This is a genomic window from Lascolabacillus massiliensis (assembly GCF_001282625.1).
Lineage (GTDB): Bacteria > Bacteroidota > Bacteroidia > Bacteroidales > Dysgonomonadaceae > Proteiniphilum > Proteiniphilum massiliensis.
Genome location: NZ_CTEJ01000002.1, coordinates 1456144 through 1474190 on the forward strand (window position 1 = coordinate 1456144; position 18047 = coordinate 1474190).

Annotated in this window: 16 protein-coding genes; 12 read left to right on the forward strand and 4 right to left on the reverse strand. The window is 38.0% G+C overall.

Annotation, left to right across the window (positions count from 1 at the left end; genetic code table 11):
• A complete protein-coding gene (gene thrS, locus BN1354_RS10840; RefSeq protein WP_053827119.1) occupies positions 1-1956 on the forward strand; it encodes a threonine--tRNA ligase in 1956 nt (651 codons plus the stop codon).
• Positions 1957-2027: 71 nt separating this feature from the next.
• Positions 2028-2585: a translation initiation factor IF-3 gene (gene infC, locus BN1354_RS10845; protein WP_053827120.1), complete on the forward strand. Its 558-nt coding sequence runs from the start codon at positions 2028-2030 to the stop codon at positions 2583-2585.
• Positions 2586-2600: 15 nt separating this feature from the next.
• Here infC and BN1354_RS10850 read toward each other — a convergent pair whose 3' ends face one another.
• Positions 2601-3875 carry a Gfo/Idh/MocA family protein gene (locus BN1354_RS10850; protein ID WP_197272056.1) on the reverse strand — a complete coding sequence of 425 codons (1275 nt, stop codon included), beginning with the start codon at positions 3873-3875 and terminating at the stop codon, positions 2601-2603.
• A gap of 244 nt (positions 3876-4119) precedes the next feature.
• Here BN1354_RS10850 and rpmI point away from each other — a divergent pair, with 244 nt between their 5' ends.
• The 6 genes from rpmI (at position 4120) to BN1354_RS10880 (ending at position 7890) form a co-directional block, all read left to right on the forward strand.
• Entirely contained in the window at positions 4120-4317 is a 198-nt protein-coding gene (rpmI, locus tag BN1354_RS10855; protein WP_045090481.1) for a 50S ribosomal protein L35, read from the forward strand.
• Positions 4318-4420: 103 nt separating this feature from the next.
• On the forward strand, positions 4421-4765 hold the full coding sequence (gene rplT, locus BN1354_RS10860; protein WP_045090480.1) for a 50S ribosomal protein L20: 345 nt from the start codon (positions 4421-4423) through the stop codon (positions 4763-4765).
• A 129-nt stretch (positions 4766-4894) separates the two neighbouring features.
• Complete coding sequence (locus tag BN1354_RS10865) at positions 4895-6016, forward strand: glycoside hydrolase family 43 protein (protein WP_053827121.1); 1122 nt, start codon at positions 4895-4897, stop codon at positions 6014-6016.
• Positions 6017-6025: 9 nt separating this feature from the next.
• Positions 6026-6529 (forward strand): pyridoxamine 5'-phosphate oxidase family protein, encoded by a 504-nt coding sequence (locus tag BN1354_RS10870; RefSeq protein ID WP_053827122.1) that lies wholly within the window; start codon positions 6026-6028, stop codon positions 6527-6529.
• A gap of 89 nt (positions 6530-6618) precedes the next feature.
• A complete protein-coding gene (gene trxA, locus BN1354_RS10875) occupies positions 6619-7080 on the forward strand; it encodes a thioredoxin (RefSeq protein WP_053827123.1) in 462 nt (153 codons plus the stop codon).
• 21 nt (positions 7081-7101) lie between these two features.
• Positions 7102-7890 (forward strand): TrmH family RNA methyltransferase, encoded by a 789-nt coding sequence (locus BN1354_RS10880; protein ID WP_045090476.1) that lies wholly within the window; start codon positions 7102-7104, stop codon positions 7888-7890.
• A gap of 5 nt (positions 7891-7895) precedes the next feature.
• Here the strand turns inward: BN1354_RS10880 and BN1354_RS10885 are convergent, their stop codons facing one another.
• The gene (locus BN1354_RS10885) at positions 7896-10661 is read right to left on the reverse strand and encodes an alpha/beta hydrolase family protein (protein WP_053827124.1); all 2766 of its coding nucleotides are present in this window, start codon (positions 10659-10661) and stop codon (positions 7896-7898) included.
• 188 nt (positions 10662-10849) lie between these two features.
• Here BN1354_RS10885 and BN1354_RS10890 point away from each other — a divergent pair, with 188 nt between their 5' ends.
• Positions 10850-13267, forward strand: a complete 2418-nt coding sequence (locus BN1354_RS10890) for a heavy metal translocating P-type ATPase (RefSeq protein WP_074010763.1) — start codon at positions 10850-10852, stop codon at positions 13265-13267.
• Positions 13268-13284: 17 nt separating this feature from the next.
• On the opposite strand, the gene BN1354_RS10895 is transcribed toward BN1354_RS10890, so the two are convergent.
• Positions 13285-13719 carry a DUF6146 family protein gene (locus BN1354_RS10895; RefSeq protein WP_053827125.1) on the reverse strand — a complete coding sequence of 145 codons (435 nt, stop codon included), beginning with the start codon at positions 13717-13719 and terminating at the stop codon, positions 13285-13287.
• A gap of 189 nt (positions 13720-13908) precedes the next feature.
• Positions 13909-14991, reverse strand: a complete 1083-nt coding sequence (locus tag BN1354_RS10900) for a DUF3810 domain-containing protein (RefSeq protein WP_053827126.1) — start codon at positions 14989-14991, stop codon at positions 13909-13911.
• A 224-nt stretch (positions 14992-15215) separates the two neighbouring features.
• Here BN1354_RS10900 and BN1354_RS10905 point away from each other — a divergent pair, with 224 nt between their 5' ends.
• The 3 genes from BN1354_RS10905 (at position 15216) to trpB (ending at position 18019) form a co-directional block, all read left to right on the forward strand.
• Positions 15216-15425, forward strand: a complete 210-nt coding sequence (locus BN1354_RS10905) for a heavy-metal-associated domain-containing protein (protein ID WP_053827127.1) — start codon at positions 15216-15218, stop codon at positions 15423-15425.
• 98 nt (positions 15426-15523) lie between these two features.
• Positions 15524-16447 carry a glycerophosphodiester phosphodiesterase family protein gene (locus BN1354_RS10910; RefSeq protein WP_045091017.1) on the forward strand — a complete coding sequence of 308 codons (924 nt, stop codon included), beginning with the start codon at positions 15524-15526 and terminating at the stop codon, positions 16445-16447.
• 384 nt (positions 16448-16831) lie between these two features.
• Complete coding sequence (trpB, locus tag BN1354_RS10915; protein WP_053827128.1) at positions 16832-18019, forward strand: tryptophan synthase subunit beta; 1188 nt, start codon at positions 16832-16834, stop codon at positions 18017-18019.
• The last annotated feature ends 28 nt before the right edge of the window (positions 18020-18047 follow it).

The window sequence follows — 18047 nt, forward strand, 5'->3', positions numbered from 1 at the left end:
ATGATAAAGATTACATTTCCTGATGCTTCGGTAAGGGAATATGAAAAAGGTATTACAGGTTTAGAGATAGCTCAGAGTATTAGTCGTCGTCTGGCTCAGGACGCACTTGCAGTAAGCGTTAATGGTGAAACATGGGATCTGACGCGCCCTATTGAAAATGACTCTGAAGTTAATATTTTAACATGGGATGATGCAGAGGGCAAGCATGCGTACTGGCACTCATCGGCTCACCTTATGGCTGAAGCACTTCAGGAGCTATATCCCGGGATTAAGTTTGGAATTGGTCCGGCAATAGAAAATGGATTCTACTACGATGTTGATCCTGGAGAAGGTGTATCTATCAAGGAGGCAGACTTTCCTATTATCGAGAAAAAGATGATGGAACTTATTGCTGCGAAAGAGGATATAGTAAGAAAGAGTATCTCAAAAACAGAGGCAGTAAAAATGTTCTCAGAACGTGATGAGAACTATAAGGTTGAATTGATAAATGAGCTTGAAGATGGAACCATAACTACATATACGCAGGGAAGTTTTACTGACCTGTGCAGGGGACCACATCTTCCTAACACTTCATATATTAAAGCGGTAAAAGTATTATCAGCAGCAGGAGCATACTGGCGTGGTGATGAGAAACGTCCTCAGTTGACCCGACTTTATGGTATCACTTTTCCCAAGAAGAAATTGCTGGATGAATATCTGGTTTTACTTGAGGAGGCTAAGAAGCGTGATCACAGAAAGATTGGCAAAGAATTGCAGCTTTTCACATTCTCACAAACTGTTGGTTCCGGACTTCCTCTCTGGTTGCCTAAAGGTACTCAGTTGAGGCTGCGTCTTGAGGATTTCCTTAAAAAAATACAGCGTGATTTTGATTATGATCAGGTAATAACACCACATATTGGTCATAAACAGCTATATGTAACATCGGGTCACTACGCAAAATATGGTCAGGATTCATTTAAGCCTATTCAGACACCTGAAGAGGGAGAGGAGTTCTTGCTTAAACCAATGAACTGTCCTCATCATTGCGAAATTTATAAAACATTTCCTCATTCATATAAAGATTTGCCTTTGCGACTTGCTGAATTTGGTACAGTTTATCGTTATGAGCAGAGTGGAGAGCTTCACGGATTAACACGCGTGCGTGGTTTTACACAGGATGATGCACATATATTCTGTACACCGGATCAGGTAAAAGATGAGTTTCTTAAGGTAGTTGATATTATTTTCATTATCTTTAATGCTCTAAATTTCAAAGATTTTGAAGCACAGATATCTCTTCGTGACCCTAATAATAGAGATAAATATATAGGAACAGATGAGAACTGGGAAAAAGCAGAGCGTGCAATTATTGAAGCTTGTGAGGAAAAGGGACTAAAAACAAAGATTGAACTTGGTGAAGCCGCTTTCTATGGTCCAAAACTTGACTTTATGGTAAAAGATGCTTTAGGAAGACGCTGGCAGTTAGGTACTATCCAGGTCGACTATAATTTACCCGAACGTTTTGAACTGGAATATACAGGCGCCGATAACCAGAAGCATCGTCCAGTGATGATTCACAGAGCTCCGTTTGGTTCTATGGAAAGGTTTGTTGCACTGCTTATTGAGCATACTGCTGGTAAATTCCCAATCTGGCTGGCGCCAACACAGGCGGTTGTATTGCCTGTTAGTGAGAAGTTCAACGACTATGCATATAAGATCGCTAAAGATCTTAAGAAACTTGATATTCGTGCTGAGGTGGATGACCGAAACGAAAAGGTAGGGCGTAAAATCCGCGATAATGAGCTCAAAAGAATTCCTTATCTGCTTATTGTAGGTGAGAAAGAGGCAGAAAATGAGGAAGTTTCAGTGAGAAAACAGGGAGGTGAAGTTAAAGGTACAGTAAAAATAAGTACATTTGCCGAGGAAGTACTCGCAGAGGTAAGAGATATGATGAATTCCGGCAGGGCCGCCGAGTAAAGTTTTATTCTACAACAGATTAATAAATTATTAAAGAAAAATTAAGTAACAGAAAAAATTAAAAGTACTGAATGAGAAATAACTCAAAAGATCTACATCGAATTAATGAACGAATAAGAGTACCTGAAGTCAGGTTAGTTGGTGAAAATGTAACTGAAGGCATTTATCCCACAAAAGAAGCAATGAGGATAGCAGATGAACAGGAATTGGATCTTGTTGAAATTGCTCCGATGGCCAAACCTCCGGTATGCAGAATAATCGATTATCAGAAGTTTATATATCAACAAAAGAAAAAGCAGAAAGAACAAAAAGCTAAATCTGTAAAGGTTACTGTAAAAGAGATAAGGTTTGGACCACAAACAGATGATCATGATTATAACTTTAAATTAAAACATGCAAAGAACTTCTTGAGTGAGGGTTCTAAAGTTAAGGCTTTTGTGTTCTTCAGAGGACGATCTATTCTTTTCAAAGAACAGGGAGAGGTGTTACTTCTGCGTTTTGCCAATGAACTTGAGGATTATGCAAAAGTAGAACATATGCCAATAATGGAAGGCAAAAGAATGTCTATTATGTTAACTCCTAAAAAAGGATCATCCAGTACTAAAAAAGAGAATACCGGGAAGGAGTAACCTCCCCGGTATATTTTATTTTGCGGTAAATTGTTTTAAGTTCAAGCCATGATCTATCTCTTGTGCTGAGTATAACAGCTCATCCCATGTAATCTTCTCCTGACGTGATGCGGCTTCTCTACCAAGTATAGCAGTTAAAGTAGAATTGCTACCTGATTCAAGCTGATTAATATAATTCCCACTAACTATACTCTCAATAAAGGCTTTGCCTTTGTTGAGATCTGCTGTGTCCAGTGACGAGGAACTTGCACCCCTGGCAATAGATTCAGGTGTCAGATCACTTGCAGATCTTACAATGCCCGAGTCCCAGCTGTTCTTGCCATTAATAAAAACTCCTCCGCTGTAATGAGCTTCAGCGTATCCTTCTGTCCCAATAAATTTAGCACAAACATCTCCAAAGTAATTCCCAAATTTTGATGATTGAACATTAACATTTATGTCGTTGGGGTATTTATATATAACCTGATAGTTTGTCCATGCATTTCCAAAATCAGGACCTCCTTTTCTTCCACCTAAACCAATAGCATATAAAGGATTTGTGCCTAAAATCCAATTGCATACATCAATCATATGAATTGCCTGATCCAGGTAACATCCTCCTGATATTTCATGAAAATGGTAATGATTTCTGATTCGCAATTCGTCATACGACATGCCTTCATGAGGTAAGATTTCGGCACCAGATGAAAAATAGTATAATTGAACAGAAACTATATCTCCAATGTCGCCCCTCTTAATTCTCTTTGCCATCTCAACGTATGGAGTAGCATAGCGAATCTGAAATCCATCAAAAGCAGAGAGTCTTCCATTTATATTTTTTCCTGTACGTATTACCTGCTTACACCCTTCAGCATCTATCGATATTGGTTTTTCGCAATAGAGATGCCTTCCAGCTTTTACTGCATCTTCAGTAATTTTAGGGTGTGTGTAAGCCGGGGAAGCTATTATTACAGCATCAATGTTTTTATTTTCAAGTAACCGCATGTAAGAGTCATAGCCTATGTAGCAACTCTTTTTATCAACAGCAGCAAAACCATTGTTGCTATTAAGTTCGTTGGCAAAACTAAGCCAGTTGGTCACTTTGTCTTCAAAAATATCAGCAAGAGCTGTAATCTGAATGTTTGTATTTGCTGCCATACTTCCAAGAATACCTCTTGCACGTGATCCACAGCCCACGAGTCCAATTCTTACGGCAGAATTGTTATTTGAGGCAAATACGATGTTTGGCTTGAGGATGGTTAGAGTAGACAGTGCAGATACATTTCTGATAAAATTTCTTCTGTTCATCATGACTGTTTTTTATATGAATTAGATAATTAATTAGTTTTGTGTTTTGAAGCAAATGTAGTTATTATTCATTAATATGCTCTAGTTCATACGACTAAAATTATTATAAGTTTTTAGTTATGATTCAAATACTAAAATAAAAATACCTGTTTTTACTTGTGTAAGGAAAATAAAATCATTACTTTTGCAAACTTTTTCGTATACAAAAAACGAAAATTAGTTATAAATTAAAATTCAAGACAGCAAAATGCCAAAAATGAAGACTAACTCCGGTGCCAAAAAGAGGTTCGCCCTTACCGGATCAGGAAAAATCAAGAGGAAGCATGCTTTTAAAAGTCACATTCTGACTAAAAAAAGCAAGAAGCGTAAGAGAAATCTTACTAAAACAGGCCTTGTAAACAAAGCTGACCTAAACAGTATTAAAACACTATTAGCTTTGAAATAAACGTCAGTTCTGACGCTTCCCAAAACGAGATTTATTAACAGGATGCATAGCTCTAAAGAGTCTCCTTACAGAGGGAACGCTATCATTCAAAACAAGTAACATTATGCCAAGATCAGTAAATCATGTTGCATCGCGCAACAGAAGGAAAAAAATCCTAAAATTAACTAGAGGCTATATAGGTGCACGCAAGAATGTGTGGACAGTAGCCAAAAACACGTGGGAAAAAGGTCTTACTTATGCCTATCGTGACCGCAAAAACAAAAAACGCAACTTCAGAGCTCTATGGATACAGCGTATTAATGCTGCTGCTCGTGAAAACGGTATGTCTTATTCACGCCTGATGGGTGCGCTTCATAAAAATGAAATCGATATCAACCGCAAAGTTCTTGCCGATTTGGCAATGAATCATCCGGAAGCTTTTAAAGCAATTGTTGATAAGGTAAAATAAAACCAGCAACTGCTGAATAGAAACAGAAAGGAAGAATCATCTGATGATTTTTCCTTTTTTGTTTTTATATGCAAAAATTGAGGATTTCAATGCTATCTTTGTAAAAAACATTGATAATATTAATAAAGTATGTTGACAAGAAAATTATTTAACAGAATAGGTCTCGCACTTATTTTTTCTTTATTACTAACAGGATGTAATTCAGCTTCAGGCAAGAAATCGGTTTCAACAGTATACAAAAATCCATTACCTGTGGAGTTTGGCGATCCTTTTATATTATCTGCTTCTGATGGTAAATACTACATGTATGGTACAGGAGGTACTGACAAGGGATTTGTTGCTTACAGTTCGGAGAATCTGGCCGACTGGACACTTGTAGGTCAGGTATATGATGGCAGTGAACCGGATTCATGGACATTGAAAAATTATTGGGCTCCTGAAGTTTATGAGATAGATAATAAGTATTATATGTTTTTTAGTGCAGACTGGAAGGTTAATCCAACTAATGAGCTGGAGAATTTTCGCATAGGTGTTGCAGTTTCAGATAGTCCAGCCGGTCCTTTTAAAGAGGTTTCCGATAAACCTTTGTTTGATCCGGGTTATCCAATAATTGATGCAAACATACTCAGACATGAAGGGAAGACATATCTTTATTATTCTCGCTGCTGCTATAAACACCCTGTAAAAAGTGAAGTGGCCGACTGGGCTCGGACAGTTGGTCTTTTCAATGAGGTTGAGGAGAGCTGGGTATATGGTGTTGAGATTTCTAATGACTTTACTACTGTAATTGGCGAACCAGTATTGTTGTTACAACCACCATATGAGATGAGCAATCCTCAGACAGAGTGGGAGAGTCGTTCCGTAACCAACGGTGAGGTTAATCGCAGATGGACTGAGGGTTCTTTTGCCTTTGAACATAAAGGGAAAATATATATGATGTACTCTGCCAACTACTTTGGAGGTGAACATTATGCAGTAGGATATGCTATATCGGACAATCCTCTTGGCCCTTTTGTTAAAGCGAAAGAAAATCCTGTACTTGAAAAAAACATCTCAAAAGGTGGTGAGGTTACCGGAACCGGTCATAATATGGTATTCCGTTCAAAAGATAATAGTAAAATGTACTGTGTATATCATGGTAGAACAGAAAAAACAGGCAGCGAGAGAGTGGTGTTTATAGATGAGATGTGGATTGATGAACTGGGGCGTCTAATTGTTGACGGACCTTCTACACATGAAAAAGAATTTTAAATTATTGATATGAGAACCATCACACTGGAAGAACAGGAGCAGATAGAAGGTATTATAAAAAAATGCAAAGTATGCTATGTTGGTATGTCCGATAATGAAGGGATACCATATGTACTGCCAATGAATTTCGGCTTTCACGAAAATGTCATATATCTGCACTCCGCACAGGAAGGGAAATCAATAAGTATACTTAAAAATAATCCTAACGTATGTGTAACCTTCTGTACTGAGCCGGAGCTTGTGTGGCAGAATGAAGAGGTGGCTTGCAGTTATCGCGTACGTTCAGAAAGTATAATTTGCAATGGTAAGGTCGTATTTGAAGAGGATTATGATGAAAAAGTAAAGGCCCTTGACATAATTATGCAACAGTATTCTGAAAGGGAGTTTAAATACTCCGAACCATCTGTTAAGAATGTTAAGATATGGAAGGTTGAGATTGAGGATATATCTGCAAGAGAGTATGGAGTACCCGGAGTAAAAGCAATAAAGTATAAGGACAGAGTAATATTTTAACTTCAACTCTTATGCTATATTAATATTAAAACATTTTTCCTTTCAGGCTGTTTATAAATGCAGTACTATTACTAATTATTTAAATAAGAATGAATAAACTTACAACAATAGTAATATCACTTTTTATTGTGGTATCCGCTTATGCATCAGAACCGATAATCAAAGAGACTGCAAAGCCTATTGAGCTTACAAAAGCCACATTTCTTGAGAAGGTTTTCGATTATGAAAAAAATCCTGATACATGGAAATACAATGGTGATAAACCTGCCATTGTTGACTTCTATGCTACATGGTGTGGTCCTTGCAGAGTTACATCTCCAATACTTAAGGATCTGGCTGCAGAGTATGGAGGAGAGGTCTATATTTATAAGATTGATGTAGATAAAGAGCCCGAACTGGCACGTATGTTCGGTGTTAGGAGCATACCCACTTTCCTTTTTATACCTATGGATGAACAACCACAAATGGGGATGGGCGCCCTTCCCAAAAAGTCTTTCAAGGAAGTTATAGACACTTTCCTGCTCAAGGAAAGTAAAAAGTCCAGCTTGTGATCCAGAGAATTTATTTGATCTATGATAACCAGTCTGCAAAATCCTGCAATTAAAAATATTGTAAAGCTATCCAAGAGTAAAGAGAGGCGCGATCAGCAACTTTTCGTCATAGAGGGAGCACGTGAGCTCTCTCTGGCAATTCAGAGCAGTTATAAGATCGAAACTGTGTATGTTTGTCGTGAGAAATTTGCAGATACGAAATACCCAAATGTTCTTAACTCTTTACATGATAACATTCTATTCGACATCTCACCTGCTGTTTTTGAAAAGATAGCCTACAGAGAAAATTCAGATGGACTGGTTGCACTAGCTCGACCGAAATCACATAGACTGGAAGATCTTAAACTTTCAGAAACTCCGTTTATTATACTGTTGGAGTCAGTAGAAAAACCGGGCAATCTGGGTGCTGTGCTTCGTACTGCAGATGCAGCGGCAGTAGATGCAGTTATTGTATGCGACCCTCAAACAGATCTTTATAATCCTAATGTCATTAGATCGGGGGTAGGTGGACTATTTACTGTTCAAACAGCTGTATGCTCTTCAGGAGAGGCTTTAGAATGGCTTAAGAGAAAAAAAATCAATATTTATGCAGCAGAACTTGAAGCTGCAGAGTATTATCAAAATATTGACTTCCGAAAATCATCAGCAATTGTGATGGGAACAGAGGCTGATGGGTTAACAGACTTCTGGATAAATAATGCAACAGAGCGAATCAAAATTCCAATGTTAGGAAAGATTGACTCGCTCAATGTTTCGGTTTCTACTGCCGTGATTACTTTCGAGGCTAAACGGCAAAGAGGCTTTAAATAAGTAATCTATTCTATATCATATCCCCAGGTTTTACCTTTCTCTGTAGCAGGCAATCCTCTTTTTATCCAAATAGGTGCAGGATCCCCTTTAAGGTAATGATCAAAGAATTGCTGTAAACGAATTGACAGATCTTTGCTATTCCTGCGATTTACCAGATTATGTGCTTCGTTATTATACTGAAGCAACCATACCGGTTTACCAAGGCGACGCATCGACATAAACAGCTCAATACCCTGATACCAGGGAACTGCCCCATCCTTGTCGTTATGCATAATTAATAGTGGTGTTTTTATATTCTCTGTGTAAAATACAGGTGAATTCTTTATATAGAGATGTAGTGAGTCGTTCATCGTTGCACCTAAACGTGACTGTGTCTGTTCATACTGATATTGCCTGCTCTTACCTGTTTCCCATCGGATACCACCATAAGCACTTGTCATATTTGATACAGGTGCACCTGCTCCTGCAGCTTTAAACATATCAGTCTGAGTAACTATATAAGCCACCTGATATCCACCCCAGCTTTGTCCCTGAATTGCCATGTTTTCTGCATCCACCCAGCTATTTTTTGCAAGTGCTTCTGCTCCCGAAACAACTGCATTATATGAGTCCATACCCGGTTGTCCAACTGTATAATGTATGTCGGGTGTGAACACAATATAGCCACGACTCACGAAAAAAGGAATGTTTATGATAGAGCGACTGGGTGCAGGTGGAAAGTATGAATAGAGATCATCAGAATGTTTCTCATAAAAATATATAATCACAGGATATTTTTTTTCAGGATCAAAATCCTCTGGTTTATATACAATACCCTGCAGAGGAATACCTGTATATGATGTCCATGAAAACATTTCAGCTGTACCCCAGTTATAATCCTTCATCTGAGGATTGATATCGGTCAGTTTTTCCGATTTCTTCCAGTAGTCGCTAGTTAAATAGAGGTCAGGTGATGTATTGAAATTGCTTTTCTGATATACAAATATATCTGCATTTTTAGCTTTCATCTGTCCTGAAAATGTGTAGCCATCCATAACTCTTTTCTGGAGAGGATTGCGTCCTTTCTGTTTGAGAGTGTAATATCCGGACTCTTTACTAACATTGTTAAAAGCTGAAAGTAGTAAAATATCATCAGCCTCTATAAAACGTTTATCAGGATCAGTGTTTATATATCTGAATGTTATGGAGTCGTTGCGACCACTATTCTGTGTTATGTTAACAGCTTTTTTTACACCATCAGGATCAATTTTCCATATGTCAAACATGTCATTAACAAGAATATATTCGTCGTTTTCTCCCCAGGCAGCTATACCATAAGATCTTGGTGGTCGCGGAACATCATTCTCTTCATCCCAGAAATTGACCGGAATATCCTTTGTCATATTTACCAGTGACTTATTACTGTTGTTATATGCAAACCAGTTCCTATTCTCTTCATCCCACCAGTAGATATAATTTCCCTTAGGAGAAAGGGTAGTGTAGCCATTCAGTGCTTTTGCAACCTCATGCAGGCTATTGTCAGTTAAATCCATAACCCAGACATCATACTTGGGCGAAAGGTCCCACTGACTCTCAATCAAATATGGCAGGTTAGATGTGAGAAGGACATATCGCCCATTACCCTCATCAGAAACTGATGCATAAGGCCTCAATTCATCTGCCAGGGGTATGAAGTTATTCAAATTATCTGTATAAATTATTCCTGTAAAGGTTTCTCTTTCTCTTCTTCTTTTTTCAGCAAGCTGCTGTGGTTGTATAATCGGATCCTTCCAGTGCCAGATATCCAGTTCAGCCATTTCAAAATCTACTATGGTAGTATCCTTAGGCTCTTTCCTTGGAGCTGCTCCAATCAGAATACGACTGCCATCCTTACTAAAGCGGGGTGATGCATATTCATTGAATATCCAGTGTTCAGGCATTCCGGTGATTGATTTATCAGCAAAAACTAGCGCAGAGTCAAGGCCGGATTTATAATACCTCAGATCGTATATCTTTTGTTCAGTTTTAGAAGTATCACCTGTAGCGATATATACAATTTGTTCACCCGCTTCATCAAAAGTCAATGATTTATATTCTACATCTTCACCCGAAATAATCTTTTTTATATTCTTACTAATTTCGACAAGTTCAACACGAGCAAAATCAGTTGTGTCCTTATTTTCCGGCTGAATTGATACAGCAAAGCTGGTGTCGAACCTATTGAAGACATACTCTTTTGCATTTCTGAAAGTATCCTCCTTTTGAGTCAGCAGATTTCTGAGAATCAATACTTCTTTTTCTCTGGCATCCTTTTTGTTGGTAGTATCTTTAGGAAGAGCAACTGTGTATGCAACATTAACAATCATATCCTGAGCGGTTTTATACGACCTCACACCAGGGATCTTTTCAGTATTAAATGTTAGATTGTCAATAATCAGAAGAGAGTCTTCCGGCATCTCTTCCTTTGTTTTTTTATCGATGCGGGCTTGGCGGCGATCAGCAAATGGAGCTTTAAGAAGTCCAACCGTCCACCTGCCATCTGTCGAAAGTTTATAACTTCTGACTCTATCGAAGGTGAGAGCAATCTTATTAACACTATTCTTTATAAAGAGAGCAGTGTCACCTTCCTGAGGTGAAATTAATGAACTGACAATTTTGCCATCATTACTTATGGTGATATCGGAAAGACTTTTCCATCCATCATAGACTGAGTGATCGAGTTGTTTTTTCTGAGAATAAATGGCAAAGGTGATTAACAGTAGACTAATTGTCAGAAAGAAAGATTTACTCATAATCAATTTAATTATTTTTTACCGGCTAACTTTGATTTTCCGGTTATGTAAATAGATTTTATAAACTCTTATCGATAAAATTAACGTACAATTAACAAAAGTACAAATTTTTCAAACATAACATGTCAAATAGCTGTTTTAATAAAGCGTAGAGCTACATTTTAAATGAAAATACAGGGGTAAATGTAATGATATACAACAATAGGTACAAAATAGAATTAAAAGGCAAGGAATTGCCGCCTAAAAGTTCAATTGAAAATATAAAAGGGATCACTTCAGTAGAATATAATAAAAGGGATCATACTGTCTCTGTTACAATTGATGAGAAACTTGAAGATGATGCTGCTGAGATACTGCAAAATGTAGTTTCGGAAATACGTAACTCAGGAGGTGAGGTGGTAACAGAAAAAATTTCTCAGCCAGTGCTGAATATGACCTGTGCTGCTTGTGCATCAAGTACACAGAATATTTTATCATTTGTTCCGGGTGTTATAACCGTTTCTGTGAATTACGGAAACGGTAAAGGGAATATTGAATTCCTTCCCGGAATTGCAGCACCTTCTGATATGAAGAGTTCACTTCAGGAGATAGGTTATGATCTACTTATTGATGAAGAGGAGTCATCATTTGAAAATGTTGAGCATATTAAAAGGGAGAAATATAAAAAACTGCGACTTCACACAATCTGGGCAATAATACTTGCAATACCACTTACAATAATTGGGATGTTCTTTATGGATATTCCATTCGCCAATGAGATTATGCTGCTCTTGTCAACTCCCATACTTTTCATTTTCGGGAGAAGATTCTTTATAGGTGCATTGAAACAGGCCTGTCATGGTTCTGCTAACATGGATACACTTGTAGCCCTGAGTACAGGTATCGCATACCTGTTTAGTCTTTTCAACATGATTTATCCCCAATTTTGGGAAATGAGAGGTCTGGAAGCCCATGTTTACTTTGAAGCTGCCGGAGTTATTGTTGCATTTATCCTGCTTGGGAAACTGATGGAGGCCAGAGCCACGGGAAGCACCTCCGATGCAATTAAAAAACTGATGGGATTGCAACCCTCAACCGTTGTTGTATTTCGTGATGGAGAACCTGTAGAGATTGCAGTAGCAGATGTTGCAATTGATGATATAGTACTTGTTAAACCAGGTGATAAAATAGCTGTTGATGGTGAGGTGCTGGAGGGTAACTCTTTCGTAGATGAAAGCATGATTTCCGGTGAACCGATTCATGTAGAAAAGAAACCGGGCGAAAAGGTTTTTGCAGGTACTATCAATCAGAAAGGCAGTTTCCGGTTTAAAGCAAAAAAAGTGGGTAAGGATACACTTCTTGCGCAAATTATTAAAACAGTTGACGAGGCGCAGGGGAGCAAGGCACCTGTTCAGGGACTGGTCGACAAGATAGCCGGAATATTTGTACCCGTGGTTATTGGCATAGCTCTGCTCAGTTTCCTTATATGGTTGATTTTTGGAGGTGAAGAGGGATTTGTGTACGGACTAATGGCAATGGTTACTGTGCTGGTAATTGCCTGTCCATGTGCTTTGGGATTGGCAACACCAACTGCTATTATGGTTGCAATTGGTAAAGGGGCCAACGAGGGAATCCTGATCAAAGATGCTGAAAGTCTGGAGATGGCCAGGGAAATTGACATTGTCGTACTTGATAAAACAGGAACAATTACCGAAGGTAAACCTCAGGTAACCTCAATTACATGGAGTGGAAACTCTCTCCCAATTCACCAGGATATCCTATATAGTATAGAACATCAGTCGGAACACCCCCTGGCAGACGCCATAACAAAAGAACTCAGTGATAGCAGCACGCTTTTAGAGAATGTGTCGGTAGAGCAGGTAAGTGGTAAAGGGATAGAGGGTACCTATGAAGATAAAACATACTATATTGGTAATGAGCAGTATATCTCTTCTAAAGGGATTAGTATATCTCAGGAGTTGCAGGAAAAAATTGAAGAGGAACTTAATGCGGCTCATACGATTTCCATTATTGCTGATGAGAAAGAGGCTTATGGAGTGGTTGGAATAACTGATAAACTTAAATCGACTTCTAAAGAGGCAATAAGTACACTAAAGAGTATGGGTATAGATGTTGCAATTTATACCGGCGATAATGAGAAAGTGGCAGCCGCACTTGCAGGAGAGCTTGGGATAAAAAATTTTAAAGGTGGAGTCTTGCCTGAGGAAAAGGCCGACTTAGTAAAAGCCTTACAGCAACAGGGCAGGAAGGTTGCAATGGTAGGTGATGGTATCAATGATAGTGGAGCACTTGCTCAGTCTGATGTAAGTATTGCAATGGGTGCAGGGAGTGACATTGCTATGGATGTGGCAAAAATGACTATAATCTCATCCGACCTGAATAAGATTCCCAAGGCTATACATCTTTCACATGCAACAGTTAGAACAATACGTCAAAATCTCTTCTGGGCATTTATATACAACGTTATTGGCATCCCTGTTGCAGCGGGTGTGCTATATCCGCTTACCGGATTTATGCTTAATCCGATGATTGCCGGTGCCGCTATGGCTCTCAGCTCCGTGAGTGTTGTTACAAACAGTCTCAGATTAAAAACCAAAAAGATTTGATTTATCACACGCGATGTTTAAAATACCACACCCATAGGGCGGTTGCTCAAAACTGGAATTCCCAGTTTATGTTCTACATATTGAAAGTAGTAAAACAGTTTGTGGTTTAGCTCAAAACCGTAATCAGTATTTGGATCATAAACGATTATAGTTTGAAAAAAAGAGCCTCTTCCCGAACTTCTTGCCAGAGAGTTCCAGGCTGTTACATATTGAAAATTCCAACCTTCGTAATATTGCTGTGAACGGTATCTTGCCGGTGAATTTTGTAACATATACCAAGTATCAAATCCCGGATCTAAAACAATCAGTTCATATTCGAGGGTATCTAACTCCATTGAAGCGATATCCTGTGAAATTTCATTACTGTTTGGTTCAATCATTACCACTCCTTTGGGACCATAGCAGTTTATCAAAAATGAAAAAGCAGAAATCAGAATAAGTAACTTTTTCATAATTCTCTTTTTTGTTTATTTAATACAACTTCCTCTATATTAAATAACAACTGAGAGCAACTTTTGTCCTTATTTATTCTTGTATTCTTCTGTTCTGAAAGAAGAACATAAGACCGAGGTAAGAACAATATAAGTCCAAAATAAGAGTAGTACAGATCACATCCGGCCGGATATAATCATCAACTAATTTTAGATTTTATCATAACTTGAAATAAGCAATCCTACAACTTCAGAATAATTCTCTGTCCCCGAGCTTACCCTGTTGCTCTTGAGGTATGCATTGTAAGCTCTGTCCTGAGCAGATGACAGAGTCGCATTTCTTGCAGCTAACCAATGTTTACGGTTGCGTTGCAGGTCTGCAATGATTTCGGGACGAATAGAGTTGATGATTGTTTCATATTGCTCGGGCAGATGAGTATAGATATCATTAAGTAAATAGCCTATAATAGATACATAAGCACTGTATCGTATTCTTTCGTCATCGCTGTTAATACATACCAGGAAAGCGTAAAGATTTGCCTCAGATTCACTGGCTATGCCAAACTGATGCGACATCTCATGCGCCAGCGTAAAAGGGTATGTGAAATTGAGACCATAGTTGTTTACATGGATCTCATTGAAGAATGGTCCAAAGTATCCGGAAACACCCATCTTGGAATAAAGTGGTTCAAATATCATCTTTTTAGGGACTCTTTTTCCATTTGGGTAGTTGATGGAGAGTGATTCACTAAGCTTGTTGTACGAGTTTTCCAGATCAAGTCTTACCCCCTCTTTCTCCAGTACATCAAATTCAACATATGAATTATTTGCATCAGCAATAAAACGATTTGTGAAATTCAGAAGATTTTCGGCATTGTACTGTGACTGTTGATTGTCGGTGCGACTATAATAATCCTTTCTGAAATATGATATTCCCCAGCCGAAATAGAACCATAGTACCAATACAACCGTTAATCGTAAAAGTAAGTATAGAAATTTTTTAAAGCTTGTTTGTCTGATAATCAGAAATAGGATCAGTTTAAGTAAATAGAGTAGAGCCACTACTATAAACAGATCATATACAGAAAATGGGATTAATCCTGAGACTGAGGAAAGAGCTGTGGATATAAAAGGGTAAACATTCTGAATGTACCATTCTGAAAGAGTGGGGGTGCGACTGAATAGTGCAATCACTAAAATGGCTGCTAATGTGATGATCAGCAGTCGTATCAATTTCTTTTTCTCTCTTCTGCTCTTAAGCCTCTGGCCTCTTTTGTCTGCTCTTTTTGCCATATTGCCGATTAAATAATAAATCTGTCTGTTAACTGTTAAGATCAAAATTAATCTGAATATTCATATTTTACTACACCATATTACATTTCTTTACATAAATCTTAACAGGATTATTCTTCCAATGATAAATTATATCAGCGATGATTGGGTAAAATCGTTCAGTAAATGTTATATTTGAATTATTGAAATTATTCTGTACACTATAAATAGAAACTGAATTAATTATGAAAACAATGAAATTTAAAACAAACATAAATTGTTCAAACTGTTTAGCTAAAGTAACCCCATTTCTCGATAAGAAGGTTGGAAAGGAGTTGTGGAGCGTAGATATTGATAATCCGGATAAGATATTGACTGTTGATTCAGATGATTTAACAACCGATGATATAGTGAAAACGGTTAAAAGAACAGGATTTGAAGCTGAAGCAATATAATCTGTAATATAATTCTGCAGTAAGTTGCAGAAATGCTTGCAGCAAGTAATGGCATAAGTTGACAAATGATTTATAAGATTCAAAAAAGTAAAAGATTTATGAACTCAAAAAGTGATAATGTGATCAAAATATTATACTTATCAGTAGCTGTTTTAGCCCTTCTTTTATCAGCTGCCGGCTGTGGATCCAAAGAGGGTAAGGAGAACTATCTAAAGTTCAAAAAGATTAGTGATACACATGAGTATTTTGCTTATAAAGCAGATAGCACATTGCTTATAAGTGGTCACAGAGGCACCAAAGAGGAAGGGTATCCTGAGAATAGTATAGAGGGCTTTCAACAAGCGCTGAGCAGAGTTCCCCTCTTTTTTGAAGTTGATCCGCGACTAACCAAAGATAGCGTTATTGTGCTGATGCATGATGAGACTATCGACAGAACAACAAATGCATCAGGTAAATTGTCTGACTACACATACGAGGAGCTATTATCAATCAGGCTCAAAGATCATGAAGGCAATATTACTGCTTCAATGATACCTAAACTGGAAGAAGTGTTCGAGTGGTGTAAAGGTAAGAGTGTAGTAAACCTTGACAGGAAAGATGTGCCGCATCAAATGATTGTGGATCTTATTCAGAAGCATAAAGCTGAGAAATATGTAATGCTTACAGTTCACACCGGCGCACAGGCAAGGTACTACCACGACAGGCTGCCTGGTATTATGCTTTCAGTAGCTGTCAGAAATGAAGCAGAGTATGAAGATATTGACATATCAGGTGTACCATGGGAAAATATGATTGCCTATGTTGGTCAGAGCATTAATGAATCAAACAGGCATATTGTAGAAAAACTGCATGCAAATGGTGTAAGATGCATGGTTTCTTTTGCTCCTACACACGACAGACTCAGAACAACGGAACAGAGAATGGCAGCTTATTTGAGAGAGGTGGAAAACTCGGTATATAAGCCGGATATTATTGAGTCTGACTATCCTGTTGAGGTTTGGAGCGTTTTTGGGGATCAATAGTTGGTCTGTTTAAGAAAAATAACTGTTTTAATATCTTAGAAAGATCAAAACAGTTAAAATCGAAATAATATTTGCATATTGAAATTTAATTCCATTTCTTTGCAACGATATAATAGCGAAATTATGAATTTACTTCTAAACGGATATTGGTGGCGTAACTTACAACTCAAAAAGTCGTAAGGAGAAGCAACTATGTCTTGAATTAAGTTTAAACAATATAATTTAAAGAGCCTGTCGCAATCCTGCGACGGGCTTTTTAAGTTTTAGGGGCATCACTATACATAAGCTAAAATATTATTTTGTCATTTTATAGAACAAAAAGATCAGGATCATTGTAAAAGGAGAGTATTCAGATTTTAAGCAGAAAGAAAAAAATAAAACAATATGAAACAGTATTCAGTAGATGAGAGAGGTTATTACGGTGAGTTTGGAGGAGCATTTATTCCCGAAATTCTTCATAAGTGTGTTACTGACCTTAAAAAAGCATATCTGCCAATAATGGAAAGCAGTAAATTTCAGCAAGATTTTAATAAGCTATTACAAGATTATGTGGGACGACCTTCTCCATTATACCTTTCACGACAACTGTCAGAACGGTTTGGTGCAAAGATATATCTTAAACGTGAGGACCTTAATCATACAGGTGCTCATAAGATTAACAATACAATTGGTCAGATTCTGATTGCCCGCGAAATGGGGAAAACGCGCATTATTGCTGAAACAGGTGCAGGACAGCATGGTGTTGCAACAGCAACAGTTTGTGCGCTGATGCAGATGCCTTGTACTGTTTATATGGGTGAGACAGATGTTAAGCGTCAGCAGGTAAATGTTAAGAAAATGGAGATGTTAGGTGCCACTGTTGTACCGGTAACCTCAGGTAATATGACACTTAAAGATGCCACAAATGAGGCCATAAGAGACTGGTGCAGTCACCCCTCAGACACACATTATATAATTGGGTCAACAATTGGTCCACACCCATACCCCGATATGGTAGCCCGTTTGCAATCTGTTATCAGCAAAGAGATAAAAGTTCAGCTTACCGAAAAAGAGGGCAAGGATTATCCGGACTATCTGGTTGCATGTGTTGGTGGAGGCAGTAATGCTGCAGGTACCATTTATGAATATCTTGACAATGACAATGTTAAGATAATTCTTGCAGAAGCAGGAGGAAAAGGTGTTGAGAGTGGTGAATCAGCTGCTACAATACATTTAGGTACAGCAGGTGTTTTACATGGATGCAGAACATTGTTAATGCAGACAGAAGATGGACAAATTACTGAGCCATACTCAATTTCAGCAGGACTGGATTATCCGGGAATCGGGCCAATTCATGCTAATCTTGCAAAACAGAAGCGTGCTGAGGTACTGGCTGTTAATGATGATGAGGCGCTTAAAGCAGCTTTTGAACTGACACGAAGAGAGGGAATAATCCCAGCTTTGGAATCGGCACATGCATTAGCTGCATTGGAGAAAGTGACATTTATGCCTGATGATATTGTAGTTCTAACTCTATCTGGCAGGGGGGACAAAGATCTTGAGACCTACTTCAAATATGAGAGGGATTATTAATAAAATCGGTAATTGATACTAAACAGAT